The following is a 26,300-nucleotide window of genomic DNA, read 5'->3' as shown; positions in this document are numbered from 1 at the left end:
CCGGGTCAGGAGGTGAGGCGGCGGGCCTCGGCGACGTCGGCGTTCATCTGCTCGACCAGCGCCTCGATCGAGTCGAACTTCGTGTTGCCGCGGAGCCGGTGGCCGAACTCGACCGCCACGTGCGCGCCGTACAGGTCCAGGTCGTCGCGGTCGAGCGCGTAGGCCTCGACGGTGCGGGGCACGCCCTCGAAGGTCGGGTTGGTGCCCACGGAGATCGCGGCCGGCCAGCGCTCGCCCGCGTAGACCGCGGGCAGGTTCCCGGTCGGGATGCACTGGAGCCAGCCGGCGTAGACCCCGTCGGCGGGGATCGCGGTGTACTCCGGCGACTCGACGTTGGCGGTCGGGAAGCCGAGCTGGCGCCCGCGCTGGTAGCCGCGGACCACCACGCCCTCCACCCGGTGCGGGCGGCCCAGCGCGGCGGTGACGGCCTCGATGTCCCCTCCGGCGAGCCGTTCGCGGATCAGGGTGGAGGAGATGGCCTCCCCGTTGCTCACCAGGGGCACGCCCTCGGCCTCGAAGTCGTACTTCTCTCCCAGGGTCCGCAGCGTCTCGACGTCGCCGGAGGCCTTGTGACCGAAGCGGAAGTTCTCCCCCACCACGACTCCGGCCGCGTGCAGCCGGTCGACCAGGACGGTCTGCACGAACTCGTCCGGGCTCATCCGGGAGAACTCCAGCGTGAACGGGAGCACGCAGACCGCGTCCACCCCGAGGGCGGCCAGCAGCTCGGTGCGGTGCCTGGCCGTCGTCAGCCTGGGCGGATGCGTGCCCGGCCGGACCACCTCGTCCGGGTGGGGATCGAACGTCACGACCACCGAGGGAAGCCCGAGCCGGCCGGCCATCGCGACAGCACGGGCCACCATCTGCTGGTGACCGGTGTGGACGCCGTCGAAGACGCCGATCGTGATGACGGACCTGCCCCAGTCCTCGGGCACGTCCTGCAATCCGTGCCAGCCTCGCACCGCAGCCTCTTCCTTCGTGACGGATGACCCCTAAAGCCTGCCATGCTCCCCGCCTCTTCCCCCAATCGGGGAGGCCGTTGCCCGGCGGCGAAGTCGCCGTACGCCCCTGGCCAGCCCGGGAGCGGATCCCCCGGGTCAACCGGCGAAGACCGCCAGGGACTTGGCGACCCTGCCGTGCTCCTCGACCAGCGCCACCAGCGTGCCGTCCGGGGCGAACACCCCGATCGGGCCCTTGCCCAGGCCCATGGCGGGCAGCCGCCCGCCGTGGGCCACCGCGCTCGCCTCCTCGGCGGTCACGTCCCGGCGCGGGAAGGCCGCCGCCACGGCCTCGGCCATGGGCAGGATCGCGCACTCCCGGCCGAGCTCCTCGATCGTGCGCGCCATCGACAGGTCGTAGGGGCCGACCCGGGTGCGGCGCAGGAAGGTCAGATGCCCGCCGGTGCCCAGGGCCGCGCCGAGGTCGCGGGCGAGCGCCCGGATGTAGGTCCCGCTGGAGCAGGTCACCGAGGCGTCGACGTCGAGCAGGTCGCCCTCCCGGCGGATCGCCGTGATCTCGAAGCCGGAGACCGTCACCGGACGCGCCTGGAGCTCGACCTCCTCCCCCGCCCTGGCCCGCTTGTAGGCCCGCTCGCCGTTCACCTTGATGGCGCTCACCTGCGGCGGGATCTGCATGATCCGTCCGGTCAGCGCCGCGACCCCGGCACGGACGGCCTCTTCGGCCACCTCGGCCGCCGACGCGGTCGCGATGATCTCGCCCTCGGCGTCGTCGGTGTTGGTGGACCGGCCGAGCCTGATCGTGGCGTCGTAGCCCTTCTCGGTGAGCGCGAGGTGCCCCAGCAGGCGGGTCGCCTTCTCCACGCCGACCACCAGCACGCCGGTGGCCATCGGGTCCAGGGTCCCGGCGTGGCCCACCCTGCGGGTGCCCGCGATGCCGCGGAGCTTGCCCACGACGTCGTGCGAGGTCCACTCCGCGGGCTTGTCCACGATGATCAGCCCGCTCGGCGGCGGGGTTCGCTTGGCGCGAGCCGTACCCATCGAATCTCCTTGAGCATGCGGCCGCGGGCTCCGGCCGTGGCCGGCGGACCGCAGGGGGTTCTTACAGCAGCGTGCGCAGGCGCGCCATCGTCTCCTCGACGGGCAGCCGGGAGGTGAAGCCCGCGGCCCTGGCGTGCCCGCCGCCGCCCAGCTCCGCGCAGAGCCGCGCGACGTCGGTCCCTCCCCTGGACCGGGTGGAGACCTGCCAGGCGCCGTCGTCGTCCTCCTTGAGGACCACGGCCACGTCCGCCTCGTCGGTACGCCTGATCACGTCGATGATCCCCTCGACCGCGTCGTACGGCAGGCCGTGCGCGGCCCGGTCGTCGCGGGTGACGAACGTCCAGACCAGGCCGCCGCCCACGCCAGGCTCCAGGGAGACCCGGCCGAGAACGGCGCCGAGGATGCGCAGGTAGCCGAACGGGGCGCTGTCCCAGAGCCGGCGCGAGGTCTGCTCCGGGTCCACGCCGGCGGCCACCAGCCGGGCGGCCATGAGGTGCGCCGCGGGGGTGGTCGAGGCGTGCCGGAAGGAACCCGTGTCGGTCACCAGGCCGGTGTAGAGGCAGGTGGCGACCGCCTCGTCGATCGGCAGAGCGAGCCTGCCCAGCAGTTCCTCGACGAGCGCGGTGGTGGAGGGCGCGCCGGGATCGACCAGGTTGAGTGTGCCGAAGCCGGGGTTGGACGGATGGTGGTCCACCACGATCAGCTCACGGGCCTTGCCCGCGTTGACCGCCAGCACCCCGAGGCGGTCGGCGACGGCCGCATCGAAAGTGATCATCAGCTCGGGCGCGGGCGGATAGTCCGAAGGCTCGACCAGGAGGTCCTGCCCCGGCAGGAAGCGCAGCAGCCGGGGGACCTCGAACCTGCGGTCGCCGAAGGACGCCGCCACGCGCTTGCCCGCCGCGCGCAGCGCCCTCCCGGCCGCCAGCATCGAGCCGAGCGCGTCGCCGTCCGGGGAGACGTGACAGGCCAGGGCGATCTCGTCGGCGGACGAGATCAGTTCGACGGCCCGGTCCCAGTCCAGGTCCGGCACCGGACCGCCGTCGCGCAGCTCAGGCGTCACAGTGCCGAGTGTCCCGCGCGGCCCGGCGCCTCGTCCGCGTTTTCAGTGGATTCGTCGTCCTCGTCCTCGGCCTCGTCGGGCTTGCGGTACGGATCGGCGTCACCGGCGTACTGGGCGTTCTCCGCCTTCTTGGCGATCTCGGCGTCCCGGGCCCTGGCCTCGGCGAGCAGATCGTGGAGATGGCGGGCGCTGTCCGGGAGCGGGTCGTGGGTGAACGTCAGTGTCGGGGTGTGGCGCAGGCCGGTCTGGCGGCCCACCTCGGAGCGGATGAGCCCCTTGGCGCTCTCCAGCGCTGCGGCGGAGTCGGCCCGCTCGACCTCGGAGCCGAACACGGTGTAGAACACCGTGGCCTCGCTGAGGTCCGGGGTGATCCGCGCGTCCGTCACGGTCACGAAGCCCAGCCTCGGGTCCTTGATCCGGCGCTTCAGCAGCTCGGCCACGATCTGCTGGATACGGTCAGCGATCTTGCTGGCGCGTGCGGCGTCCATCTTCGCTTCCCCCTTCTCACCGGCGGCCGGACGCGGAGTGCGGCCTCCGCGTCCGGCCATCCGTAACTAGTCTTCGTCCTCGTTGTAGAGCCGCTGCCTGGCCGACAGCAGCTCGATCTCCGGGCGGCCGGCGATCAGGCGCTCGCAGTCGTCCATCACACCGCTGCAGTTGGCGGCGGTGGCGGAGACGACCGCGATCCCGATCTCGGTACGGCGGTGCAGATTCAGGTGGCCGGTCTCGGCGACCGCCACACCGGGGAACCGCCGCTGCACCTCGGCGATGATGGGACGCACCACGGAGCGCTTCTGCTTCAGCGAGTGAACGTCGCCGAGCAGGATGTCCAGTGTCAGGGCACCTACATACATGGTCGGTTCACCACGCGTGCCTTTCCCGTCCCGCCCCGGTGCGGGGTGCGCACCGGGGCGGGACGGGGGGCAGGCATCAGACGCGCGGCTTCTCCCGCATCTCGAACGTCTCGATGACGTCGTCGATCTTGATGTCGCTGTAGCCGACACCGATACCGCACTCGTAGCCCTCGCGGACCTCGGTCGCGTCGTCCTTGAAGCGACGCAGCGACGACACGGTGAGGTTGTCGGAGATCACGACACCGCCACGGATGATCCGCGCCTTGCTGTTGCGGACGATCGTGCCCGAACGGACCAGCGCACCGGCGATGTTGCCGATCTTCGGCACCTTGAAGACCTCGCGGACTTCGGCGGTGCCCATCTGGACCTCTTCGAACTCGGGCTTGAGCATGCCCTTGAGGGCCGCCTCGATCTCCTCGATCGCCTGGTAGATGACCGAGTAGTAGCGGATGTCGACGCCCTCGCGCTCGGCCAGGTCGCGCGCCCGGACCTCGGGACGCACGTTGAAGCCGATGATGACGGCGTTGTCGTCGGCCACCGCCAGGTTGACGTCGTACTCGGTGATCGCGCCGACCGCGCGGTGGAGCACCCGCAGGCGCACCTCCTCGCCGACATCGATCTTGAGCAGCGCGTCCTCCAGAGCCTCGACCGAACCGGAGACGTCACCCTTGATGATGAGCTTGAGCTCGTCGACCTGGCCCTTCTCCATCTCACTGAAGAGCTCTTCGAGGGTGCGGCGCCGGCCGGACCTGGCCATGTCCGCGATGCGCTTGCGGGCCGCACGCTGCTGGGCGATCTGGCGCGCCATCCGGTCGTCGGTGACGACGATGAAGTTGTCACCGGCGCCGGGCACCGCGGTCAGACCGAGGACCTGCACCGGACGCGACGGGTCGGCCTCGTCGATCGACTCGCCGTTGTCGTCCAGCATCGCCCGGACGCGGCCGAAGGCCTCGCCACAGACGATCGAGTCGCCGACGCGGAGCGTGCCGCGCTGGACCAGCACGGTCGCGACCGGGCCGCGGCCCTTGTCGAGGTGAGCCTCGATGGCGACGCCCTGGGCGTCCATCGTCGGGTTCGCCCGCAGGTCGAGCTCGGCGTCCGCGGTGAGCAGGACCGCCTCGAGCAGGCCCTCGATGCCGATGCCGTTCTTGGCGGAGATGTCGACGAACATCGTCGTGCCGCCGTATTCCTCGGCGACGAGGCCGTACTCGGTGAGCTGGGCCCGGACCTTGTTCGGGTCGGCGCCCTCCTTGTCGACCTTGTTGACCGCGACCACGATCGGCACGTCCGCCGCCTGCGCGTGGTTCAGCGCCTCGATGGTCTGCGGCTTCACACCGTCGTCGGCCGCGACCACCAGGATGGCGATGTCGGTGACCTTGGCACCACGGGCACGCATGGCGGTGAACGCCTCGTGACCCGGGGTGTCGATGAAGGTGATCCGCCGCTGCTCGCCCTCGTGCTCGGTGGCGATCTGGTAGGCACCGATGTGCTGGGTGATGCCACCGGCCTCGCGCGCCACCACGTTGGTCTTGCGGATGGCGTCGAGCAGCTTGGTCTTACCGTGGTCGACGTGACCCATGACGGTGACGACCGGCGGGCGCGCGGCCAGGTCGGCGTCGTCGCCCTCGTCCTCGCCGAACTCGATGTCGAAGGACTCGAGCAGCTCGCGGTCCTCCTCCTCCGGGCTGACCACCAGCAGGTTGTAGTCCAGCTCGGCGGCGAGAAGCTGCAGCGTCTCCTCGTTGACCGACTGCGTGGCGGTCACCATCTCGCCGAGGTGCAACATGATCTGCACCAGCGACGCGGGGTTGGCGCCGATCTTGTCGGCGAAGTCCGCCAGGGAGGCGCCGCGCGACAGGCGGATCGTCTGACCGCCGCCGCGGGGAGCCTGCACGCCGCCGATCGCCGGGGCCTGCATGTTGTCGAACTCCTGGCGCCTCTGGCGCTTGGACTTGCGACCGCGGGCGGGGCGTCCGCCCGGACGGCCGAAGGCGCCCGCCGTACCGCCGCCGCGGCCACGGCCACCGCCGCCGCCGGGACGGCCGGCGAACCCGCCGCCGCCACCACCGGGACCACCGGTTCCGGTTCCGGGACGACCGGCACCGCCGCCGCCGCCGGGACGGCCGGCGAACCCGCCGCCGCCGGGACGACCGGCACCGCCGCCGGGACGACCGGCACCGCCGCCGGGACGACCGCCGCCGCCGCCGGGACGACCGGCACCGCCGCCGCCGGGACCGGCGGGACGGCCCTGGGGCATCATCATCGGGCTGGGACGCGGGCCGCCGGGACGCGGGCCGGCGACACCGCCGCCGCCACCGGGACGCGGACCGCCTGCGCCGGGACCCGGACGCGGACCGGCCGCACCGGGCGGGCCGGGACGCGGGCCGCCGGGACGCGGGGCGGCGCCGTCACGAGGAGCGCGGTCCTCGCGCGGACCGCGGTCCTCGCGGGGACCCGGACGCGGGCCGCGGTCGCCGGGACCGCTGGGGCCGCCCGGACGCGGCGGACGGGCCTGGCCCATGCCGCTGGCGTTCGAGGAGAACGGGTTGTTGCCCGGACGCGGGCCACGCGGGCCCGGACGCGGACCGGGCTTCGCCCCACCGGCACCGGCACCGGCACCGGCGCCGGGGCGCGGGGCCGAAGGCGCTCCGCCGGGACCGCCGGAGGGACGGCCCTCGGGACGCGCCGCCTCGGGACGCCCGCCCGCGGCCGGACGCGGGCTCGGCCGCGGACCCGGCTTGGGACCGGGGCCGGCCGGACGCGGCGTCTCGGTGCGGGGAGCCTCGAAGCGCGGCGGCTGCACCGGAGACGGCTGCGGCTGCGCCGGAGGCTGCTGCTGGACCTGCGGGGGCTGCGGGACCTGCGGCGCGGGGGCCGCGGGACGCGGAGCCGGACTGGGCCGCGGACCCGGCTTGGGAGCCGGCCCCGGGCGTGGGGCTGCGGACGCCGGAGCGCCGCTGCCGGCCTGGCTGTCAGCCGGCCGGGGTGCCGCCTGAGGCGGCCTGGGCGTCCTGTTTCCGCCCTTGTCTGACGAGCCCTTGGTGGGCCCGCCCAAAGCTTCCGTGAGCCTGCGGACTACCGGTGCTTCGATAGTCGAGGACGCCGAACGCACGAACTCGCCCATCTCCTGGAGCTTGGCCATGACGACCTTGCTCTCCACACCGAACTCCTTGGCGAGCTCGTATACCCGGACCTTCGCCACTGCACTCCCTTACTCGGCCCGGGAGGCAGTGCCGCCGGACCGTCGTTACGTGAACGTACTCATCGCCGCATGCTCATCAGGCGCTCATAGCTATCTGACCAGCCCATCGACTCGGCGTCCTACATGACAGTTGGCAACCATTTCACCCGATCCTTTCAACTCGCAGCCCTTCCAGGTGATCCCGCACTCGCGACGGATCGAGCGGCCCCGCGACGCGAAACGCGCGCGGGAACGCTCGACGGCGCTCGGCGAGCTCGAGACAGCTCAGGGTCGGATGCAGCGAAGCACCGCGCCCCGGGAGCCGTCGTCGCAGGTCAGGGACTATGACGTCCTCGACCACCACCAGGCGGAGCAGCTCGGAGGAAACCGTGCGAACCCGGCAACCCACACATGTTCTCAGTGGGGCGGCCTGGCCACCATATTCCAGCTTACCGTGTAGACGCATCTGCGGAACCGGCCGCGTCCCCCGTCTGGGCGTCGGAGCGGATGTCGATGCGCCAGCCGGTGAGCCGAGCGGCCAGCCGGGCGTTCTGGCCCTCCTTGCCGATGGCGAGGGAGAGCTGGTAGTCCGGCACCACCACGCGCGCGGCCCTGCCGCCGGCGTCGATCACCTCGACGCTGGAGACACGGGCGGGCGACAGGGCGTTGCCCACGAACTCCGCCGGGTCCTCCGACCAGTCGATGATGTCGATCTTCTCACCGTGCAGCTCGGTCATCACGTTGCGCACCCGCGAGCCCATCGGGCCGATGCAGGCGCCCTTGGCGTTGACCCCCGGGCGGCGGGACCGAACCGCGATCTTGGTCCGGTGGCCGGCCTCGCGGGCGACGGCGGCGATCTCGACCGTGCCGTCGCCGATCTCCGGCACCTCCAGGGCGAAAAGCTTCTTCACCAGGCCGGGGTGGGTCCGGGACAGGGTCACCGACGGGCCCTTGTGCCCCTTCTTGACCTGGACCACGTAGCAGCGGATCCGCTCTCCGTGGATGTACTCCTCGCCGGGTACCTGCTCGTTGTGCGGGAGCACGGCCTCGATCTTGCCCAGGTCCACCAGGACGACCCGGGGGTCCTTGCCCTGCTGGATGACCCCGGCCACGAGCTCGCCCTCACGGCTGGCGAACTCGCCGAAGTTGATCTCGTCCTCGGCGTCCCTGAGCTGCTGCAGGATGACCTGCTTGGCCGTGGTCGCGGCGATGCGGCTGAAGTTGCCCGGCGTGTCGTCGAACTCCCTGAGCACCTCCCCGCCCTCACCGAGCTCGGCCGCGTAGATGGTCACGTGCCCGGTGCTCCGGTCAAGCTCGGCGCGCGCCTTGGCCGCCGCGCCCTCGGTCCGGAAATATGCGATCAGCAGCGCGTCCTCGATCGCCTTGACGACCAGGTCGAAGGAGATGTCCTTCTCCCGCTCCAGGCTGCGCAGGACGCTCATGTCGATGTCCACGAGGCTCCCCCTTAGCCCTCGTCGCCGTCGTCGCCGTCGTCGCCGGCGTCGTCGCCGGCGTCGTCGGTCTCATCGAGCCGGCGGAATTCCACCTGCACCCGTCCTCGGGCCAGGTCCTGATAGTCGACACGGCGCGACACGCCCTCGACGTCGAGCTCCACGCCGGTCTCGTCGGTGGCGACGATCCGGCCCTCCACTGAGGTGCCGTCCCGCAGGTCGGCCTTGACCAGCCGCTTCACCGCACGCCGCCAATGGCGCGGCTCGGTGAGCGGGCGGTCCACCCCGGGAGAGGAGACCTCCAGCACGTAGGGTGCGGAACCCATCACGTCACCCGCGTCCAGCGCGGCGGAGACGGCGAGGCTGACCTCGGCGACGTCGTCCAGGCTCACGCCGCCGTCACGGTCGACGATGACGCGCAGCAGCCTCCGCTTGCCCGCCGGGGTGACCGTGACGTCCTCCAGGTCGAGCCCTTCGGCTGCGACAACGGGTTCCAGAAGCTTCATCAGGCGGTCGCGGGGTGTGACGCTGCCCATGCCGACCTCCCATTGTCACGATCCGCGCGGGCGTACCTCGCCCATGCGGTTCACCAGCCTATCCACACCAGGGCGTGGAAAGAGCGCCACTCGGTGTGGCGAGGCCGCCCGAGAAGCGCGATGACTGTCATTCTGAGCCCGTACGATGCTAGATGCATCAGCAGCCCACCCTGGACCGGAGGTCGTCCGTGCGCTCCCTCTCCCGGCGGGCCCTGCTGGGGGGCGGTGCCCTCGGAGTGGCCGCCGCGGTGACCGCGGGGTGTGCCGCCGGGGAGCCCGAGCCCCCGGCGGCCGAGCCTCCCGATCCGGAGACCGTGCTGCTCAGGCAGCTCGTGGAGGAGAAGGAGCGGACGGTCGCGCTCTACGCGTCGGCGACGTCGAGCAGGCTCGTCCCCTTCCGGCAGCGGCACGAGGCCCACCTCGCCGAGCTCCGCCGGCGCCTGCCTCCCGAGCCGTCCGCGACCCCCTCGGCCCCGGCCTCGCCGGGTGCCGCGTCCCCGTCTCCCGAGCCGAAGGTCTCCCTGCGGACCCTGCGCGATCTCGAACGGAAGGCGGCGGCGCTCCGCTCCCGGCAGCTCACGGGGGCCTCTCCCGCCCTGGCCCAGCTGATCGCGTCCATCGGCGCCTGCGAGGCCGCCCACGCGCTGGCGTTGTCGAGGGCCCTGTGAGGTCCGACCAGGGGCTCGGCGCGGCCCTGGCCGCCGAGCACGCCGCCGTCTACGCCTACGGGGTCATCGCCGCCCGGACCACGGGAAGGCTGAGGACCACCGCGACGAGCGCCTTCAACGCCCACCGCGCCCGCCGCGACCGGCTCCGCACCCTGATCACCGCCCGTGGCGGCACCCCCTCCGAGCCCCGCGCCGCCTACGCGCTCCCGATCACCCCGTCCACCGCGGCGCAGGCCGTGGAGCTGGCGGTGCTCGTCGAGCGGGGCGTCACCGCGGCCTACCTGGAGCTGGCCGCCTCCGACGACGCGGACCTGCGCCGCATGGCCGCGCTGGCCATGCAGGAGTGCGTCACCCGCTCGTACGGCCTGCGCCCGGAGATCGAGGCCTTCCCCGGCATGCCCTCGCCCCTCGCGCCCGGGACGGGCACGCCGGCACCGACGCCCTCGTCCTGACCGGACACCGACGCCCTCGTCCTGACCGGCCCGCCTCTTCGGCGTCCGCCCGGCGCCCTGACCGGCGTTTGCATCGCCGCTGAGGGGTAGCTGAACGTCCTGAATCCATCAAGGGAGTACCAAATGGGCTGGGGATACAGGAAGTCGATCAAGCTGGGCCCGTTCCGGCTCAACCTCTCCCGGGGCGGGGTCGGCCACAGCTGGGGCAACCGCGCCTTCCGGGTGACGAAGACGGCCGACGGCCGACGGACGCTGAGCGTCAATCTCCCCGGGGGCCTCCACTGGCGCAAGACCCTGGGCAGCGGCTCCCGGCGGTGAGCCGGAACCATCGGCGGACGCCGGCCGTTCTCCCGGGTGACGGATGAGACCCCGGGGGGATGTCATGGGCTGGAGCTACAGGAAGTCGATCAAGCTGGGCCCGTTCCGGCTCAACCTCTCCCGGCACGGGGTCGGGCAGAGCTTCGGCAATCGGCGGTTCCACGTCTCCAGGGGCCCGGACGGCCGCATGTACGTGACCCTGTACCTGCCCGGCGGCCTCCACGTGAGCAAGGCCGTCGGCAAGCGTTCCCGCCGCTACCGCCACTGACCTCGCGCGGCCGCCCCGCCGGGCGGCGCTGTCGCGCGGGGAGCGCCACGGCTCGGGGAGAGGCGTCTCCGCGCCTGCCGGGCACGCCGATGAGCGGCCCGCTGGACGGCGGGCCGCTCATCGATCACTCAGCGGGCCGGGCGAAGGCCCGTGGCGGTCAGGCGCGGCAGGCGGCCTCGACGCGGTCGGCGGCCTCGGCGATCGGGATCTCCTCCTTGACGCCGGTGGCCCGGTCGCGCAGCTCGGCGACGCCCTGGGCGAGGCCCCGGCCGATGACCACGATGGTCGGCATGCCGAGCAGCTCTGCGTCTTTGAACTTCACACCGGGCGAGACCCCGGCGCGGTCGTCCACCAGGACGCGCAGGCCGCGGGCCCGCAGTTCCTCGGCGAGCCGGACGGCGACCTCGATCTGGTTCTCCTTGCCGGTGCCCACGATGTGCACGTCGGCGGGGGCGACCTCCCGGGGCCAGACCAGGCCGAGCTCGTCGTGCCTCTGCTCGACCAGCACCGCCACCGCGCGCGAGACGCCGATGCCGTACGAGCCCATGGTGATGCGGACCGGCTTTCCGTCGGGTCCGAGGGCGTCGAGCTTGGCAGCGTCGGCGTACTTGCGGCCGAGCTGGAAGATGTGGCCGATCTCGATGCCCCGGTCGATCGACAGGGGCGAGCCGCAGGCCGGGCAGTCGTCGCCGGCGCGGACCTCGGCGGCCTCGATGGTGCCGTCGGCGACGAAGTCGCGCCCGGCGACCACGCCGACGGCGTGCTTGCCGGGCTCGTTGGCGCCGGTCACCCAGGCGCTGCCCTCGACGACCCGGGGATCGACGAGGTAGCGGATGCCGAGCCCCTTGAGCACCTGCGGGCCGATGTAACCACGGACCAGGCCGGGGTGCCTGGCGAAGTCCTCGGCCTCGAAGATGGCGGGCTCGCCGGGCGCCAGCGAGGCCTCCAGCCGCTTGAAGTCGACCTCCCGGTCGCCGGGCACGCCGACGACCAGGACCTCGGTCTTGTCCGAGCCGGGCGTGGCGACCTTGATCACGACGTTCTTGAGCGTGTCGGCGGCGGTGATGTCCAGGCCGTGGTGCTCGTTGACGTGGTTGACCAGCGACTCGATGGTCGGGGTGCCGGGGGTGTCCAGGACCCGCAGGGCGGGGCGGTCTCCGGTGACCGCGGCCGGGGCGGGTGTGGTGACCGCCTCGGCGTTGGCCGCGTAGCCGCAGTGGTGGCAGGCCACGAAGGTGTCCTCGCCGGTCTCGGCGGGGGCGAGGAACTCCTCCGACGCCGAGCCGCCCATCGCCCCGGAGGTGGCGAAGCAGATCTTGTAGGTGATCCCGAGCCGGTCGAAGGTCCGGATGTAGGTCTCACGGTGCTGCTCGTAGGAGCGCTTGAGGCCGTCGTCGTCCAGGTCGAAGGAGTAGGAGTCCTTCATGACGAACTCGCGCCCGCGCAGGATGCCCGCCCGGGGACGGGCCTCGTCGCGGTACTTCGTCTGGATCTGGTAGAGCGTCACCGGGTAGTCCTTGTAGGAGGCGTACTCCCCCTTGACCATGTCGGTGAACATCTCCTCGTGGGTGGGACCGAGGAGGTAGTCGGCGCCCTTGCGGTCCTTGAGGCGGAAGAGCGTGTCGCCGTACTCCGTCCAGCGGCCGGTGGCCTCGTAGTACTCCCGGGGCAGGAGGGCGGGGAAGAGCACCTCCTGACCGCCCATCCGGTCCATCTCCTCGCGCACGATGCGTGCGACGTTCTCCAGGACCATCTTGCCGAGCGGCAGCCAGGAGTAGACGCCGGGTGCGACCCGGCGGACGTAGCCGGCGCGGACGAGCAGCTTGTGGCTCGGGACTTCCGCGTCTGCCGGGTCGTCCCTCAGCGTCCGGAGAAACAACGACGACATGCGCAGCAGCACGGCTACTCCTAGGTGGCAAGGGTTACAGGGATTGTCGCCCTACAGGGTATCGACTCGGGCGACCCGGCCGCCTGCCGTTATACGCCCCCGGAGAACACGAGGTACGCCGTGCCCATGATCAGTCCCACCAGGGCCGCGCGGATCCGTCCGGTGCCCTCCCGCAGGGAGAGGACCACCATCGCGAGGATGACGATCACCAGAGGAGCGCCCCAGGACCACGGCGCGCCGCTCCCGGCTCCCGTCTGCCGTACCGCCTCGACGCCCTCGATCGCCACGATCCCGGCCAGCAGCCCCGCCGCGACGTCGCCCCGCAGACCGCCGTACTTGGTGAGGTGGGCCATGGTCGCGATGGAGGTCAGGACCAGGAGCATGATGTTCAGCATCATGCCGTCGAAGTTCACGTAGAGGATGTGCTCTCTCGGCAGGAAGAACGTCGCCCCCAGCATGGACAGGACCGGCCCGAGGGCGGCCAGCGCCCCGGAGAGCACCGCCCAGCCGAGCCCGGCGGCGCTGCGTCCCACGACCGCGGCCATCAGGATGTAGGCGTAGGGATCGTAGGCGCCGTGCAGCGGACCCGGGCTGCGTGAGAGGGCCTCTCCCAGCGCGCCGAGCGCCAGCCCGGCGATCAGCGAGAGCACCATGTGGCGCAGGATCGCCCGTTCCTTGCGATCCCCCGCGAGGAAGTCGAGCGTGTCGTTATGTCCAACCAAAGCCGCTGACCCCCCGATCTGCGTCCTACTGTGGCTATATGGAGCATATCTGACCTGCAAATATCGACAAAAACGGTCAAGCTATATTAAGCAAGCGAGCGCTTGTTTTATGCTGTGGCCGTGAACCCCGCCGATCTGGACCATGACACCATGAGCCTCACCGAGGAGCAGGAAGGGCTCCGCGACGCGGTCCGCTCCTTCCTCGCCGGCAGGCCCGGCGCCCCATGGGCCCGCTTCGCCGCCGAACTCGGCGTGGCCGGCCTGGCCGTGCCCGAGGAGTACGGCGGAGCGGGGTGCGGCGCGGCGGAGACGGCCGTCGTCTGCGAGGAGCTCGGCCGCGCGCTCAGCCCCTACCCCTACCTGTCCACCGCCGTGCTGGCCGTCGAGGCGATCAGGGCAGGCGGCGACCCGGAGGCGATGGCCCGCCTGCTGCCCGGCATCGCGGACGGCTCCCGCACCGCCACCGTCGTGTTCCCCGGCGACGCCGAGCTGTCCCTGGCCGGAGGCCGCCTGTCCGGCACCGCCCCCTACGCGCTCGACGGCGAGGTGGTGCTGGTCTTCACCGGCGGCGAACTGGTCGAGGCCGTCCCCTCGTCCCGCGCGCCGCGCACGACCCTCGACCCCGCCCGCCCGCTCGCCGCGCTCGTTTTCGACGCCGTCCCGGTCCGCCCCGCCGGCGACGGCACGGCCTGGCGCCGCGTCCGGGACCTGGGCGTCACCGGCCTCGCCGCCGAACAGACGGGCGGCGCCGCCCGCTGCCTGGAGACGGCCGTGGCCCACGCCCGGGAGCGCCGGCAGTTCGACCGCCCCATCGGCTCCTTCCAGGCCGTCAAGCACAAGCTCGCCGACCTGCTCCTGCTGGTCGAGTCCGCCCGCTCCGCCGCGCGCGCCGCCGCCCGCGCCCGCCCCGGGGACCTCGCCGTCGCCGCCGCGGTCGCCGGTTCGTACTGCACCGAGGCCTACCTGGCCGCCGCGGGGGAGAACATCCAGATCCACGGCGGCACCGGCGTCACGTGGGAGCACTCCGCCCACCGCTACTTCAAGCGCGCCACCGCCGACGCCCAGCTCTTCGGCCCGCCGCACGCCCACCGGGCCCGCCTGGCGGCCGCCGCCGGACTCTGACCGCCCTCAGAGTCCCGGCGTCTTCGGGACTCAGCCGCCGAGGAGCTCCTCCCAGGGGTGGCGGGAGGACGTGCGGCGGGTGGTGTCGAGGGCGTCGGCCAGCCGCCACGCGCCCGGACGGGCGTTCAGGCGGGCGCGGCCGAGGGGGTCGACGGCGCGCAGGACGAAGCACACGCCCATCACGTCGAGGGTGGCGGATCCGGAGGTGGCCGGCCCGACGGGGGTGACCAGGGCCCCGGGGAGGTCCGGATCGTCCACGCGTCCGGCCAGGTCGGCGGCCACCTCGGCGGCGTAGAGGCCTTCACGCCACTCGACGTACCAGCTGTGGTCCGTCCCCCGCCACCACGTCAGGTCACGGCAGGCCTCCATCAGTTCGGCGTCGCAGGCGAGCGCGGCCATCACCCGGCCGAACGCCTCGTAGCGGCGCGCGCCGGTCGGCTGGATCTCTTTGGGCGCGCTTGTGGAGCGCCATCCACGCAGTCCCCTCATGACTGGGAGCGTGCCACCTCCCGCGTGCCGCGCGCCCCCTCTTTGCCGCTTCTTCGCCGCTACCTCACGAGAACCCGCACCGGGGAACCGGCTTGTTCGGCGGAGTGCCGGTTTCGCCGCCGGAAGAGCGGGGTCGGCTTGTTGCCTTCCCACCAGGCTGGTAATCTCGCCAAGCGAGCGCTTGGTTAAATAGCGAGCCGCGACCGGGGAACGACGTGACACAACGGAGGCGTGGATGACGTCCCTACGGATCAGCCTGGGATACGAACTGGAGGTCCGCGGGCGTTCCCGCGAGGTCGAACAGCGCGCGTTCCGGAACGTGATCGACCAGGTGGTCCTGGGCGACCGGCTGGGCTTCGACACCGCGTGGTTCGTCGAGCACCACTTCACCCGGGGCTTCTCCCACTCGTCGGCCCCCGACCTGGTGCTGGCGGCCGCCTCCCAGCTGACCGAACGGATCCATCTGGGCCTCGGCGTGGTCCTGCTGCCCTTCCAGTCCCCCATCCGCACGGCGGAGCGGGTCGCGACCCTCGACGTCATCTCCGGCGGCAGGGTGGAGTTCGGCACCGGCCGGGGCGCGTCCCCGCTGGAGTACCAGGCGTTCCAGAAGCCGTTCGAGAAGTCGCGTCAGATCTGGGAGGACTCCCTGGAGGCGACCCTGGCGATCTGGAACGCCGACGGCGAGCCGGTCAGCCGGTCCAACGAGTTCTTCGAGATCCCCGACGTCGCGGTCTACCCCCGCCCCGCGCAGGTCCCGCACCCGCCGGTGTGGGTGGCCTCCACCTCGCTCGAGGGCTATCTCGCCGCGGCCAGGCACGGCTACAACCTGCTCGGCATGACGATGCTCAAGGGCCTCGACGACGTCGCCGAGGACATCGCCCGATACAAGGCGTGCCTGGCCGACAACGGCTTCGACCCCGCGACGCGCCGGATCGCGCTGATGATCCCCTGGTTCGTCGGGCGCACCCGCGAAGAGGCGATCGAGACCGCCTCCGACCCCGTCCTGTGGTACATCAGGCGGCAGGTCAACCTGGTCACCCCGCCCGACTACTACGACGCCCGGCACGCCACCCACAAGGTCCTCGGCCAGTTCGCCGCCGGGATGCCCCCGGAGGAGGCCATGGCCACGCTCCGCGAGCACCACATGGTCGTGGTCGACGACGTGGAGGGCTCCCGCAAGGCCGCGGCCAGGATCGCCGAGGCCGGGGCCACCGACCTCATCCTCCAGGCGCAGGTGGGCGGCCTGCCCCACGAGGACGTCTGCGAGTCGATGCGGCTGTTCATGACCGAGGTGATGAAGTGACGACTCCGGCGGGCCCGACGGCGGCCCCGATGACGTGGAAGACGCGCGGCGACCTGGCCGCGGCGGGCCGGAGCGCGACCGGGCTCCTGCTGGTCTCCCCCGACGGCGACAGCATCGTGCCGGGCGACCCCGCCGGGGCGGCCGGGGCCTTCACCGCGGCGCTGGAGGCCGCGGGAGTGGGACCGGCGGACCGGGTCGTGGTGGCCCTGTCCGGGGACGGCGAGCTGGCCGGCCCGCAGTGGGCGCACGCCGCGGCGCAGGTGGGCCGGGCGGCGGCCTCGGTCGGCCCCCGGGGGCGGCTCCGGCTGCACCGCGCGCTGGAGTCCCTGGGGGCGACGACCCTGGTGACCACGCCGACCGGGGCGATGGACCTGCTCGCCCGGCTGCACCTGGAGTTCCTGCTCGACCCGCTCGATCTCGGCCTGCGGAACATCGTCCTCACCGGTGAGATCGCCTCCCGGCGGACCATGGCGCACCTGGCCTCCGAGTTCGAGTCGCGGGTCACCGAGGTCTACAGCTCCCCGTTCACCGCGGCACCGCTGGGCTGGAGGTCCTCGGAGACGGAGCCGCTCACCCTTTCCGGCCCCGGGGCGGTCCGGCTGGCCTCGCTGGAGAAGGACGAGCTGCTGGCCCCGCCGTACTCGGAGGGCCTGGCGGAGCTGGTGGTCGTCGACGGCGAGACCGTGCTGCGGACCGGGCAGGTCGCCCGGGTGGCCCCGGGCGAGGCGGTCCCCGCGCCCGAGCACACGGTCGGCGACCACGTGCTGGTGCGCGGCGTCTGGCTCTCGCTGCCCCGCATCCGCAGGGCGCTCGGCAGAGTCGACGGGGTGTCCGGCTGGGAGCTCGGCATATCGCGGCAGGGCACGCTCGACTCCGCGGTCTTGACGGTGACGTTCAACCGGGAAAGCCTCGTCAGGAATCCCATGTGGAAGTCCCGCATCCAGCAGTCGCTCAAGGCGCTCACGCCGATCACGATCGCCGTCGAGGTCTCGCAGGAGGTCGCGGGGGCGGCGGAGTCCGGCACCGCGGTCGCCGCGACGGGCACGGTGCGCGACGCCCGCGGCCACCACCTGGGCGCGGACCGCACGGCCGTCGCTCCCTGAGCCGTCCCGGAGGCGCGAGATGGACGTTCCCGACTGGGGGACCATCCCCCGGATGCTGCGCGACCAGGCCAGGAACCATCCCTCCGACGTCGTCGTGGCCGACGGGGAGGTACGGCTCTCGCTCACCGAGCTGCGCGCGCACGCCGGATCCGTCGCCCGGGGCCTGATCGCGATGGGCGTCGGGGCCGGGGACCGGGTCGCGATCTGGGGCCTCAACGACCTGCAGTGGGTGCTGGCCGCGTTCGGGGCCTGGGACGCCGGGGCGGTCGTGGTGCCGCTGTCCTCTCGGTACAAGGGCATCGAGGCGGCCGGGCTGCTGCGCAAGACCGGGGCGGTCGTGCTGGTCACCGGCGAGGGCCCGGACGGCGCGGTCTTCACCGACCTGCTGGCCGAGGCCGTGGGCGGGCCCGTGGCCGGGCGGCCGTTCGCCGGGCTGCACGCCCTGCGGCACGCGGTCGTGCCCGAGGGCGTGCAGCGGCCGGGAACCCTCCGGCTCTCCCAGCTGCTCGCCGCGGGCGCCCGGATCTCCCGCGCCGAGGCCGAGGACCGGGCGCTGGCCGTACGTCCCGGGGATCTGTGCGAGATCATGTCCACCTCCGGCACCACCGGCACGCCCAAGGGCGTGATGCTGGAGCACGGCCAGGTGCTGCGCGGTTACTGGGACTGGGCGGAGATCGTCACGCTCGGCCCGGGCGACCGCTACCCGGTCATCGCGCCGTTCGCCCACGGGTTCGGGCTCAACGCGGGGCTGCTCGCCTCGGTGCTGCGTCGCGCCACGATGCTGCCGATCCGGATGTTCAGCCCGGAGCTGCTCACGGAACTGGTGCGGAAGCGGAGGATCACGGTCCTGGCGGGCCCGCCGACCCTGTTCCACCGCATGCTGGACGAGGTCGACACCACCGGCCACGCGCTCCGCGTGGCGATCTGCGGCGCCGCCTCGGTCCCCGCCGAGCTCGTCCGCAGGTCCCTGGAGCGGCTCGGGCTGGAGCGCATGATCAACGCCTACGGGCTGATGGAGGGCACGGTCGTCTCCATGACCAGGGCCGGGGACCCGGTGGAGGTCATCGCCTCCAGCACCGGCCGCCCGGTGCCGGGCGTGGCGGTCAGGATCGTGGACGACGAGGGCCGGGAGGTGCCGGTCGGCGGGCGCGGTGAGGTCCTCGTGAGCGGGTACGGCGTCATGCGCGGCTACTGGGACGAGCCGGGCAAGACCGCCGAAGTGGTCCGCGACGGCTGGTTGCACACCGGGGACATCGGCGTCCTCGACGCCCGCGGCAACCTCGCGATCGTGGACCGCAAGAAGGAGCTGTTCATCGTCAACGGGTTCAACGTCTCCCCCGCCGAGGTCGAGGGCCTGCTGCTGCGGGAGGGATCGCTGGCCCAGGCCGCGGTGGTCGGAGTGGCGGACGAGCGGCTCGGCGAGGCGGGCTGGGCGTTCGTGGTGCCCCTGCCGGGGGCGGCGGCCGATCCGGAGAAGATCATCGCCTGGGCCCGGGACAACATGTCCAACTACAAGGTGCCCCGGCGGGTGGTCGTGGTGGACGAGCTCCCCGTGAACGCCAACGGGAAGGTCGACAAGAACGCCCTCCGGGACAGGATCGTCGCCTAGCGGCGGGCACGTGTGCGGGCGCGATCGCGGGAGTACGTTGGAAGAGCGCCTTTCAACGACGGGAGCCGCCGATGCTGCGACTGCTCGCCGGAGAGGCCGCGCGCCGGTTCGGGGGGCGCGTCGCGGTCGACTCCGGCTCCCTCGCCCTGTCCTTCGCCGAGCTCGACCGCGTCTCCGACGGCGTCGCCGCCGGTCTCGCCCACCGGGGCGTGCGGATGGGCGACCTGGTCGCCCTCGCGCTCCCCGACGGGCCGGAGTTCCCGATCTGCTACCTGGCCGCGGCCAAGATCGGCGCCGTCACCGCGGGGCTCCGCCCGGGGCCGGCGGTGCCGCTGCGCCGTCTCGACCCGGCGCTGGTCGTCACCGCCCCCGGCCTGCTGCCGCCGCTCCCCGCCCTCGATGTGGTCACCCTCCCCCTCACGGATCGGCCGGGCAAGCGGGAGCCGTACGACACCGGTCGGCTCGCCGGGCTGCACCGGGCCGAGAGGCCGCCTCCTCCGCTGCCGCCCGATCCCGGACGCCCGGTGGCCGTGGTGTTCACCTCCGGGACCACGGGTACGCCCCGGGGCGCGGTCTTCTCCGACCGGCAGCTGGAGGCGGTGCGCGCGCACGGGGCCGGGCTGCGCTGGGGCACGGGCGACCCGCGGCTGCTCTTCCGCCATCTCGGCCACCTGACGTTCATGACCAGGCTGCCGGTCTTCCTGCAGACCGGGCGGACCGCGCACGTGCTGCCCCGCTGGGAGCCCGCGGCGGTGCTCCGGGTGCTGGCCGAGCACCGGCTCGGCGTGCTGCAGGGCACTCCCGGGCAGTTGGCCGGGCTCCTGGCCCACGAGTCGCGCGCGGCCCGCGGGCGGACGGGCCTGCCGCACCTGCGCCTGGTGCTGTCCAGCGGCGGCCCGCCCGGCGCCGGGCTCGTCCGGGCGCTGCGGGAGCGGTTCGGCGTGCCGGTCTGCAACCGCTACCTGTGCACCGAGGCCGGCCTGGGGCTGGGCACCCGGCCCGAGGACCCGCCGCAGGACGCCGAGCACACGGTGGGCCGCCCGCGGGGCGGGGTGAGCCTGGCGCTGCGGGACCCCGCGGGGCGCTCACTGCCGCCGGGAGAGGTGGGCGAGGTGCTGCTGCGCTCCGGCGCGGTGACGAGCGGGTACTACCGCGACGCCGGCGCGAGCGCCCGGATCCTCACCAGGGACGGTTTCGTGCGCACGGGCGACATGGGCTACCTCGATCATGTTGGCCGGCTGAGTCTAGTAGGGCGTGTTCCCGTTGATACACAATCGCGGGCATAACCCTCTGGGAGGCGACGTGTCACTGCGAGTGGTGATTGTGGGATCGGGCCCCGCCGGGATCTACACGGCCGAAGCACTGGCCAGGCAGGCCCCGGGGCCCGTCGAGGTGGACGTGCTGGAGCGGCTGCCCACGCCGTACGGGCTGGTGCGGTACGGCGTGGCCCCCGACCACACCTCCATCAAGTCGATCGCCGGATACCTCCGCCGGGTGCTGGAGCTGCCGGGCGTGCGTTTCCTCGGCGGGGTGGAGTTCGGCCGGGACGTCACCACCGAGGACCTGCTGGCCTGCTACGACGCGGTCGTCTACTGCACCGGTGCCATGGTGGACCGGCGGATGGGCATCCCCGGCGAGGACCTGCCGGGGAGCGTGGCCGCCACCGACTTCGTGAACTGGTACTGCGGCCACCCCGACATGCCCGGCGACCGCTTCGTCCTCGACAGCCCCGAGATCGCGGTGATCGGCGTGGGCAACGTGGCGGTCGACGTGGTGCGCGTCCTCGCCAAGACCGCCGAGGAGCTGCGGGCCACGGACGTGCCGGAGGAGGTCCTGGCCCGGCTGGCCTCGAGCCAGGTGAAGGCCATCCACATGATCGGCCGCCGCGGGCCCGAGCACGCCAAGTTCACCCTGAAGGAGCTGCGGGAGCTCGGCGAGCTGGCCAACGCGGACGTGTGCGTGCGCCCCGATGAGGCTCCGGTCTCGGTGGACCTCGCGGACCTGCCCCGCCAGGTCCGGGGGAACGTCGAGGTGATCCGGGCCTGGGCCGCCCGCCCGCCCGAGGGCCGCCCCCGGCGGCTGGACGTGCGGTTCTGGATGCGCCCGGTGGAGATCCTGGGCGACGGGCGGGTCGAGGCGCTGCGCCTGGAGCGGACCCGCCTGGAGGGCGGCAGGGTCGTCGGCACCGGCGAGTTCGAGACCCTCCCGGTCGGCATGGTCCTGCGCTCGGTCGGGTACCAGAGCGTCCCCCTGCCGGGAGTGCCCTTCTCCGAGGCCACCATGACCGTGCCCAACGAGGCGGGGCGCGTGCGCGGGCGCGAGTACGTGGCGGGCTGGCTCAAGCGCGGCCCCACCGGAGTGATCGGCACCAACAAGTCCGACGCCGCCGAGACGGTCCGCACCCTCCTCGCCGACCTCGCCGGCCGCGAACCGGTACGGCGCGCGGAGCCGGACGCCCTCCTGGCCGAACGCGGGGTCTCACCCGTGACCTACCGGCAGTGGCTGGACATCGAGGCCGCCGAAGCCGCGCTGGCCCGGAGCCTGGACCGCGGCGAGCGGGTGAAGCTCCCCGGGCTCGCCGCCATGCTCGGCGCCCTCGGCCGGCCGGGGTGAGCCACGGCGGCCCGGCCGGAGCGGGGCGGCTCGGTCCACCGTCCGGCCGATCCACCATCCGGCCGACGAAATCGCTAAGGAGGCCGACACCCGCGCCGATGAACGCTACGTGAACGGACCAATGGCTGACGAAGTCCCGGGGCAGGCGTCGAGGACCCCCCTCCCGGGAGACTCTGCGCACGGATCCCCCAAGGGCCCCGTCGCCAGAACGGACGCGCGCGCCGCGTCCGGTGCATCCACCTCATCTGCCGGCATTCTCACGCCCGGAAAGATCGCGGCCGAGCTCGACATCCTGGAGAGCACCACCGGCTACAACATGGAGGTGGCCTACGACCGCGCCGTGGAGCTGGAGCGGATGGCCGAGCAGCTCGGCGAGGTCGTCCTGGCGCTGCGCGCCAAGCTCGTCCAGGTCGACGTGCAGACCCGCTGGGGCGAGCTGGCCTCGGTGGTCCCGGTGATGTGGCAGGTCAACCAGTGGGCGGTCACCAACGACTGCCGGCCGCTGCTGGCCCGCAGCCATCTGATGATGGCGCGCGCCTACTGGGAGCTCGCCGACATGGCGTCCGTGCTGGAGCACATGGTGAGCTCCATGGAGGCGCTCGACGAGGACACCCTGCCCCGCATCCGGTTGACCCACCTGATGAAGCTGGCCGACGCGCTCGACGAGACCGGTTCCGTGGAGGCCTCCCGCGAGCGGTACCGGCAGGCCGAGCGCCTGGCCGCCACGATCGACGTGGAGCGGCACGTCACGGTGCTCAACAACCTCGCCTACGCCGAGTACAAGGCCGGGCGGTACGACGTCGCCTGGGAGGTCGTCGAGCGCCTGCTGGCGATCAGCGAGATGGGCGGATACGACCCCGACGCGCTCATCATGGACACCGTGGCGCGGGTGCAGATCGCGCTCGGCCACTATCCCGAGGCCGTGATGGCCGCCCAGACCGGCATCCTGATGCACGAGTCCCAGGAGCTGACGCACGCCACCGTGCTCCCGGAGGTGCTGCTCACCCTGGCCCTCTCCCAGCGGCACATGGGCGACACGAAGAACGCCCAGCGCAGCCTCGACCGGAGCCGGATGATCTGCGAGGAGCACGGCTACACCAGGATCCTGGTCCAGGTGCGGCAGGAGCAGGCCGAGCTGTACGCCGCGTCCAACGACTACCGCCGGGCCTTCGAGGCGTACAAGGTCTACCACGCCACCGAGAAGGAACTGGTCTCCATCCAGCAGGAGGCCCGGGCCCGGACCCGGCAGGCCATGTTCGAGGCCGCCGAGGCCCGCCAGGAGGCCGAGCTCTTCCGCGAGCAGGCCCGCCGCGACCCGCTCACCGGGCTGCGCAACCGCCGCTACGTCGACGAGCACCTGCCCGCCATCCTCACCGACGCCGCCGCGACCGGCGGTTCGGTCACGATCGCGCTCGTCGACCTGGACCACTTCAAGAGGATCAACGACACCTGCTCCCACGATGTGGGAGACCAGGTCCTGGTCGCCATCTCCGCGATGCTCGACGCCGTCCCGGCCGGCGCCACGCCGGGGTTCGCCGCGCGGATGGGCGGCGAGGAGTTCCTGCTGGTCATGGCCGGGGTGACCCCGACCGAGGCGGTGGCCAGGCTGGAGGACCTCAGGGCCGCCGTCGCCGCCCGCTCCTGGCGGTCGATCACCGGCGAGCTGCCCGTCACCGTGAGCATCGGCGTCACCGCCTCCCAGCCGGACAGCACCCAGGCCGAGCTTCTCGCTCTCGCCGACGCGAACCTGTACACCGCCAAGCACAAGGGACGTAACCGCGTCTGCGCCACCTCCGGCGCCACCGGAGCCCCGCTCGTCGCCGCTCCCGCCGGCGAGCGGCGGCGCCATCGCGACACCCCGGTCCCGTCCGACGCCGGTTGAGGCCCGGGCGGCCCGGGCGGCCCGGGCCGCCCAGGCGATGTGGACGGCCTGCCTGCCGCTCCGCCGGGTGCCGATGGTCGTGCACTCCCCGGAGCGACCGCCGTGAGGGACGCACTAAGGTTCGGTTGACCCCCGTACGTCCACGAGGAGCACCATCATGCGCGTCACTCTCGCCGACCCCCTCTCCCTGATCCCGGGCTTCGAACGGGCCCACCGGGAGCAGTCGGTGAGATATCCGGCGGCGGCGCCCGGGTGGCAGCCGGTGCACACCGTCTACGTGCCGGCCGACCGGTTCGGCGCGGGGACGGTCGCGGAGTGGGGGGCAGCGGCGCTGGAGCTGTTCACCCGGCACCTGCCGGGACCCGAGCACCTCGGTGCGCTCTTCGGCCTCCCGGCGCCGCTGGCCGGCGACGTGCACGGCAGAGTGGCCGCCAAGCTCTCCCGGGAGCCCGTCGAGGACCTGCGGATCGACTTCGAGGACGGGTACGGCGTGCGCCCCGCCGAGGAGGACGGCCACGCCGCCGGGGCCGCCGAGGCGGTCGCCGCCCTGCACGCGGCGGGCGCGCTCCCCCGCCGCTGGGGGCTGCGGGTGAAGTCGTTCGCCGACGGCGACCCCGGCCGGAGCCTGCGGACGCTGGACGGGTTCCTCACGGGGGTGACCGAGCGGGCCGGAACCCTGCCGGAGGGGTTCACGGTCACCTTCCCCAAGGTGCTGATGAGGGACTACCTGTACCAGTTCGCCGACTGCCTGGCCGCCCTGGAGCAGGGACTGGGCCTGCCCGGGGGGACGCTCCGGTTCGAGGTCCAGGTCGAGGCCACCCAGACGGTGGGATTCCTCGACACCGGCCTGGCCGCCTCACTCGGCGGCAGGCTGGCGGCCGCGCACTTCGGCGTCTTCGACTACACCGCGAGCTGCTCGCTCCCCCCGCACGAGCAGCGGCTGGACCACCCGGCCTGCGACCACGCCCGGCACGTCATGCAGACGGCGTTCGCCGGGACCGGCGTCGAGCTGTCGGACGGTTCGCTGGCCGCCTCGCCCGCCTCCGACGGCAGGGACGACGTCCACGCGCTGTGGGCCCGTCACGCCGAGCTGGTCGGGCACTCGCTGCGGCACGGCTTCTACCAGGGCTGGGACATGCATCCCTCGCATCTCGTCAGCCGCTTCGTCACGGTCTACGCCTTCCACCTGCGCCACCACGCCGAGTTCGACCAGCGGGTCCGGGCCTGGCAGGAGCAGCGCGAGGCGGGCGGCGGGGTGATGGACGAGCCCGCGACGGTCAAGACGATGGCCGCCGCGCTGCGCCGGGCGGGCCTGGCTCTCTGATGCGGGCCCTCTGATGCGGGCCCTCTGAGAAGGGCCCTCTGATAGGGACTCTCCGGGCGGACCGGCGGGGGCGGGGCAGGCAAGGCGTCCGCGGTGCCGGAGCCCGGCCGATCAGTCGATCAGGTCCCGCCAGCGGCGGACCCTGAGGGGGTCGACCGGGCCGGACCACGACGTCCGCACGGCGCTCCCGACGTGGAAGGCGCGCACGCCGTACTCCAGCAGGGCCGAGACATGGGCGGGCCTCAGCCCGCCACCCGCCATGATCAGCGGGCCGTCGCCCGCCTCGCAACGGGTCTTCAGCAGGGGCAGGCCGTCTCCCACCCCTCCGGAGGAGCCCGCGGTGAGCACGGTGGCGAGGTTGGGCAGCAGCCGGACGGCGCGCCAGGCCGCCTGGAGATCGGCCGCGTGGTCCACCGCCCGGTGGAAGGTCCAGGGCAGCGGGGCCACCGCGTGGATCATCGCCTCGGTGGCGGCCAGGTCCACCGCGCCCTCGGCGTCCAGGAAACCGAACACGAACCCGGCCGCACCCGCCTCGGCCAGCGCCTTGGCGTCGCGCCGCAGGCTCTCCAGCGACTCGGGCCCGGCCAGGAACGAGGCGTCGGCGCGAAGCATCACCATCTGCGGCAGCGTGCACTCCCTGGAGATCGCCGCGACCGTCTCCACCGCGGGGGTGAGCCCGTCGGACATCATGTCGGCGACGATCTCCAGGCGGTCGGCGCCGCCCTCCTCGGCGGCGACGGCGTCACGCACGTCGAGCGCGATCACCTCAAGCAGGGATCCGGTCATGAGGTGAGGCTATCGGATGGCTTTGTCCTAGGATCGCCCTGGTTCAGACGCGCTCCACCACCTGTTCGGCGCCCACCGGTCCGCGATGGTCCGCGAACGGCAGAATCGTCCCGGGGATGCCGCCGCGCAGACCTCCGGCCCGCTGGAACAGGGCTCCGGAGGCACGGTGCGGGAGGTCGACCGTGCGCAGGTGGGTGAACCGCTGCCGCCGGTAGTAGGCCTGCAACCCCGGGTTGTCCTTGGCGCAGTCCAACCGGAGCCATCTCCTGCCCGCGGCGAGCACGCGCAGTCCCGCCCAGTCGAGCAGCGCCTCGCCCAGACCGCGGCCGCAGTGGCTGCGGGCCACCGAGAGCTTGTGGACGTAGAGCGCGGAGCCGGGACCGTCCCCGGGGGTCCAGAACTCGGGGTCGGCGTGGCCGTCCAGGGCGACGGTGGCGGCCGGGCCGTCCGCGCCGTGCACCACGTACATGGCGCCCTCCTCGATCAGCGGGGCGATGCGCCCGGCGGGGAAGCCCCCGGCCGGCCACTGGCGGATGCCCCGCGAGTCCAGCCAGGCCGCGGTCTCCGCGAGCAGGGCGAGCACGGCGGGGAGGTCGTCGCCGGTCGCCCTGCGCAACGTCAGCCGACGCGGTGTGGCGAGATCGACGGTGTTCGAGTGCATGGTTCATCCCTTCGTT

26 protein-coding genes are annotated in these 26,300 nt (G+C 72.9%); 12 read left to right on the top strand and 14 right to left on the bottom strand.

What is annotated here, in order from left to right; genetic code table 11:
- Positions 1-5: 5 nt before the first annotated feature.
- The 9 genes from HS041_RS13550 to rimP all read right to left on the bottom strand — a co-directional run bounded on the left by HS041_RS13550 (position 6) and on the right by rimP (position 9,076).
- Positions 6-959 (bottom strand): bifunctional riboflavin kinase/FAD synthetase, encoded by a 954-nt coding sequence (locus HS041_RS13550; RefSeq protein WP_196441039.1) that lies wholly within the window; start codon positions 957-959, stop codon positions 6-8.
- Positions 960-1,094: 135 nt separating this feature from the next.
- Positions 1,095-1,994 (bottom strand): tRNA pseudouridine(55) synthase TruB, encoded by a 900-nt coding sequence (truB, locus tag HS041_RS13545; RefSeq protein WP_196441038.1) that lies wholly within the window; start codon positions 1,992-1,994, stop codon positions 1,095-1,097.
- A 61-nt stretch (positions 1,995-2,055) separates the two neighbouring features.
- Positions 2,056-3,054, bottom strand: a complete 999-nt coding sequence (locus tag HS041_RS13540; RefSeq protein ID WP_196441037.1) for a DHH family phosphoesterase — start codon at positions 3,052-3,054, stop codon at positions 2,056-2,058.
- A complete protein-coding gene (gene rbfA / locus HS041_RS13535; RefSeq protein WP_196441036.1) occupies positions 3,051-3,542 on the bottom strand; it encodes a 30S ribosome-binding factor RbfA in 492 nt (163 codons plus the stop codon). The genes HS041_RS13540 and rbfA overlap by 4 nt, the downstream gene beginning before the upstream one ends.
- 66 nt (positions 3,543-3,608) lie before the next feature.
- Entirely contained in the window at positions 3,609-3,908 is a 300-nt protein-coding gene (locus tag HS041_RS13530) for a DUF503 domain-containing protein (protein WP_196441035.1), read from the bottom strand.
- Between the two features lie 76 nt (positions 3,909-3,984).
- Positions 3,985-7,110, bottom strand: a complete 3,126-nt coding sequence (gene infB / locus HS041_RS13525; protein WP_196441034.1) for a translation initiation factor IF-2 — start codon at positions 7,108-7,110, stop codon at positions 3,985-3,987.
- 142 nt (positions 7,111-7,252) lie between these two features.
- Positions 7,253-7,555, bottom strand: coding sequence for a YlxR family protein (locus tag HS041_RS13520; RefSeq protein ID WP_196441033.1), 303 nt, complete (start codon positions 7,553-7,555; stop codon positions 7,253-7,255).
- Positions 7,539-8,543 (bottom strand): transcription termination factor NusA, encoded by a 1,005-nt coding sequence (gene nusA, locus HS041_RS13515; protein ID WP_307845277.1) that lies wholly within the window; start codon positions 8,541-8,543, stop codon positions 7,539-7,541. The genes HS041_RS13520 and nusA overlap by 17 nt, the downstream gene beginning before the upstream one ends.
- 11 nt (positions 8,544-8,554) lie before the next feature.
- On the bottom strand, positions 8,555-9,076 hold the full coding sequence (gene rimP / locus HS041_RS13510; RefSeq protein ID WP_196441032.1) for a ribosome maturation factor RimP: 522 nt from the start codon (positions 9,074-9,076) through the stop codon (positions 8,555-8,557).
- A gap of 152 nt (positions 9,077-9,228) precedes the next feature.
- Here rimP and HS041_RS13505 point away from each other — a divergent pair, with 152 nt between their 5' ends.
- The 4 genes from HS041_RS13505 (at position 9,229) to HS041_RS13490 (ending at position 10,782) form a co-directional block, all read left to right on the top strand.
- On the top strand, positions 9,229-9,744 hold the full coding sequence (locus HS041_RS13505) for a hypothetical protein (protein WP_196441031.1): 516 nt from the start codon (positions 9,229-9,231) through the stop codon (positions 9,742-9,744).
- Positions 9,741-10,196 (top strand): ferritin-like domain-containing protein, encoded by a 456-nt coding sequence (locus HS041_RS13500; RefSeq protein ID WP_196441030.1) that lies wholly within the window; start codon positions 9,741-9,743, stop codon positions 10,194-10,196. Before HS041_RS13505 ends, HS041_RS13500 begins: the two co-directional genes overlap by 4 nt.
- Positions 10,197-10,319: 123 nt before the next feature.
- Positions 10,320-10,514 (top strand): DUF4236 domain-containing protein, encoded by a 195-nt coding sequence (locus HS041_RS13495; RefSeq protein WP_196441029.1) that lies wholly within the window; start codon positions 10,320-10,322, stop codon positions 10,512-10,514.
- 64 nt (positions 10,515-10,578) lie between these two features.
- Positions 10,579-10,782, top strand: coding sequence for a DUF4236 domain-containing protein (locus HS041_RS13490; RefSeq protein WP_196441028.1), 204 nt, complete (start codon positions 10,579-10,581; stop codon positions 10,780-10,782).
- Positions 10,783-10,939: 157 nt separating this feature from the next.
- On the opposite strand, the gene HS041_RS13485 is transcribed toward HS041_RS13490, so the two are convergent.
- Positions 10,940-12,682: a proline--tRNA ligase gene (locus HS041_RS13485; RefSeq protein ID WP_196441027.1), complete on the bottom strand. Its 1,743-nt coding sequence runs from the start codon at positions 12,680-12,682 to the stop codon at positions 10,940-10,942.
- Positions 12,683-12,759: 77 nt separating this feature from the next.
- Complete coding sequence (locus HS041_RS13480) at positions 12,760-13,392, bottom strand: hypothetical protein (protein WP_196441026.1); 633 nt, start codon at positions 13,390-13,392, stop codon at positions 12,760-12,762.
- 120 nt (positions 13,393-13,512) lie between these two features.
- On the opposite strand from HS041_RS13480, the gene HS041_RS13475 reads away from it, so the two are divergent.
- The gene (locus HS041_RS13475; RefSeq protein ID WP_307845276.1) at positions 13,513-14,514 is read left to right on the top strand and encodes an acyl-CoA dehydrogenase family protein; all 1,002 of its coding nucleotides are present in this window, start codon (positions 13,513-13,515) and stop codon (positions 14,512-14,514) included.
- A gap of 30 nt (positions 14,515-14,544) precedes the next feature.
- Here HS041_RS13475 and HS041_RS13470 read toward each other — a convergent pair whose 3' ends face one another.
- Positions 14,545-15,003 (bottom strand): hypothetical protein, encoded by a 459-nt coding sequence (locus HS041_RS13470; RefSeq protein ID WP_230879056.1) that lies wholly within the window; start codon positions 15,001-15,003, stop codon positions 14,545-14,547.
- Between the two features lie 235 nt (positions 15,004-15,238).
- Here HS041_RS13470 and HS041_RS13465 point away from each other — a divergent pair, with 235 nt between their 5' ends.
- The 7 genes from HS041_RS13465 to HS041_RS13435 all read left to right on the top strand — a co-directional run bounded on the left by HS041_RS13465 (position 15,239) and on the right by HS041_RS13435 (position 24,837).
- A complete protein-coding gene (locus HS041_RS13465) occupies positions 15,239-16,306 on the top strand; it encodes an LLM class flavin-dependent oxidoreductase (RefSeq protein WP_196441025.1) in 1,068 nt (355 codons plus the stop codon).
- Positions 16,303-17,409 carry a phenylacetate--CoA ligase family protein gene (locus tag HS041_RS13460; RefSeq protein WP_307845275.1) on the top strand — a complete coding sequence of 369 codons (1,107 nt, stop codon included), beginning with the start codon at positions 16,303-16,305 and terminating at the stop codon, positions 17,407-17,409. The genes HS041_RS13465 and HS041_RS13460 overlap by 4 nt, the downstream gene beginning before the upstream one ends.
- A gap of 19 nt (positions 17,410-17,428) precedes the next feature.
- Complete coding sequence (locus HS041_RS13455) at positions 17,429-19,018, top strand: AMP-binding protein (protein ID WP_196441024.1); 1,590 nt, start codon at positions 17,429-17,431, stop codon at positions 19,016-19,018.
- A 71-nt stretch (positions 19,019-19,089) separates the two neighbouring features.
- Complete coding sequence (locus HS041_RS13450; RefSeq protein WP_196441023.1) at positions 19,090-20,304, top strand: class I adenylate-forming enzyme family protein; 1,215 nt, start codon at positions 19,090-19,092, stop codon at positions 20,302-20,304.
- A 16-nt stretch (positions 20,305-20,320) separates the two neighbouring features.
- The gene (locus HS041_RS13445) at positions 20,321-21,631 is read left to right on the top strand and encodes an FAD-dependent oxidoreductase (RefSeq protein ID WP_196441022.1); all 1,311 of its coding nucleotides are present in this window, start codon (positions 20,321-20,323) and stop codon (positions 21,629-21,631) included.
- Positions 21,632-21,752: 121 nt separating this feature from the next.
- The gene (locus tag HS041_RS13440) at positions 21,753-23,513 is read left to right on the top strand and encodes a sensor domain-containing diguanylate cyclase (RefSeq protein WP_196441021.1); all 1,761 of its coding nucleotides are present in this window, start codon (positions 21,753-21,755) and stop codon (positions 23,511-23,513) included.
- A 157-nt stretch (positions 23,514-23,670) separates the two neighbouring features.
- Complete coding sequence (locus tag HS041_RS13435) at positions 23,671-24,837, top strand: DUF6986 family protein (protein WP_196441020.1); 1,167 nt, start codon at positions 23,671-23,673, stop codon at positions 24,835-24,837.
- Between the two features lie 111 nt (positions 24,838-24,948).
- Here HS041_RS13435 and HS041_RS13430 read toward each other — a convergent pair whose 3' ends face one another.
- Both HS041_RS13430 and HS041_RS13425 read right to left on the bottom strand, forming a co-directional pair.
- On the bottom strand, positions 24,949-25,623 hold the full coding sequence (locus tag HS041_RS13430; protein WP_196441019.1) for a copper homeostasis protein CutC: 675 nt from the start codon (positions 25,621-25,623) through the stop codon (positions 24,949-24,951).
- A 43-nt stretch (positions 25,624-25,666) separates the two neighbouring features.
- A complete protein-coding gene (locus HS041_RS13425) occupies positions 25,667-26,284 on the bottom strand; it encodes a GNAT family N-acetyltransferase (protein ID WP_196441018.1) in 618 nt (205 codons plus the stop codon).
- Positions 26,285-26,300 lie beyond the last annotated feature (16 nt).

It is taken from the genome of Planomonospora sp. ID67723 (assembly GCF_015711605.1).
In the GTDB taxonomy this organism is placed as follows: Bacteria; Actinomycetota; Actinomycetes; order Streptosporangiales; family Streptosporangiaceae; genus Planomonospora_A.
The sequence above is the reverse complement of the archived record's forward strand: the minus strand, read 5'-3'. Positions and strand labels throughout refer to the sequence as shown.

Bases quoted from the DNA above. Each gene is read 5' to 3' on its own strand.
- HS041_RS13450 (WP_196441023.1), top strand. From the start codon at position 19,090: ATGCTGCGACTGCTCGCCGGAGAGGCCGCGCGCCGGTTCGGGGGGCGC.
- HS041_RS13470 (WP_230879056.1), bottom strand. From the start codon at position 15,003: ATGAGGGGACTGCGTGGATGGCGCTCCACAAGCGCGCCCAAAGAGATC.
- HS041_RS13495 (WP_196441029.1), top strand. From the start codon at position 10,320: ATGGGCTGGGGATACAGGAAGTCGATCAAGCTGGGCCCGTTCCGGCTC.
- HS041_RS13455 (WP_196441024.1), top strand. From the start codon at position 17,429: ATGGACGTTCCCGACTGGGGGACCATCCCCCGGATGCTGCGCGACCAG.
- HS041_RS13490 (WP_196441028.1), top strand. From the start codon at position 10,579: ATGGGCTGGAGCTACAGGAAGTCGATCAAGCTGGGCCCGTTCCGGCTC.
- HS041_RS13505 (WP_196441031.1), top strand. From the start codon at position 9,229: ATGCATCAGCAGCCCACCCTGGACCGGAGGTCGTCCGTGCGCTCCCTC.
- HS041_RS13430 (WP_196441019.1), bottom strand. From the start codon at position 25,623: ATGACCGGATCCCTGCTTGAGGTGATCGCGCTCGACGTGCGTGACGCC.
- HS041_RS13435 (WP_196441020.1), top strand. From the start codon at position 23,671: ATGCGCGTCACTCTCGCCGACCCCCTCTCCCTGATCCCGGGCTTCGAA.
- rimP (WP_196441032.1), bottom strand. From the start codon at position 9,076: ATGGGCAGCGTCACACCCCGCGACCGCCTGATGAAGCTTCTGGAACCC.
- HS041_RS13425 (WP_196441018.1), bottom strand. From the start codon at position 26,284: ATGCACTCGAACACCGTCGATCTCGCCACACCGCGTCGGCTGACGTTG.
- HS041_RS13520 (WP_196441033.1), bottom strand. From the start codon at position 7,555: ATGCGTCTACACGGTAAGCTGGAATATGGTGGCCAGGCCGCCCCACTG.
- HS041_RS13530 (WP_196441035.1), bottom strand. From the start codon at position 3,908: ATGTATGTAGGTGCCCTGACACTGGACATCCTGCTCGGCGACGTTCAC.
- truB (WP_196441038.1), bottom strand. From the start codon at position 1,994: ATGGGTACGGCTCGCGCCAAGCGAACCCCGCCGCCGAGCGGGCTGATC.
- HS041_RS13465 (WP_196441025.1), top strand. From the start codon at position 15,239: ATGACGTCCCTACGGATCAGCCTGGGATACGAACTGGAGGTCCGCGGG.
- rbfA (WP_196441036.1), bottom strand. From the start codon at position 3,542: ATGGACGCCGCACGCGCCAGCAAGATCGCTGACCGTATCCAGCAGATC.
- HS041_RS13440 (WP_196441021.1), top strand. From the start codon at position 21,753: ATGGCTGACGAAGTCCCGGGGCAGGCGTCGAGGACCCCCCTCCCGGGA.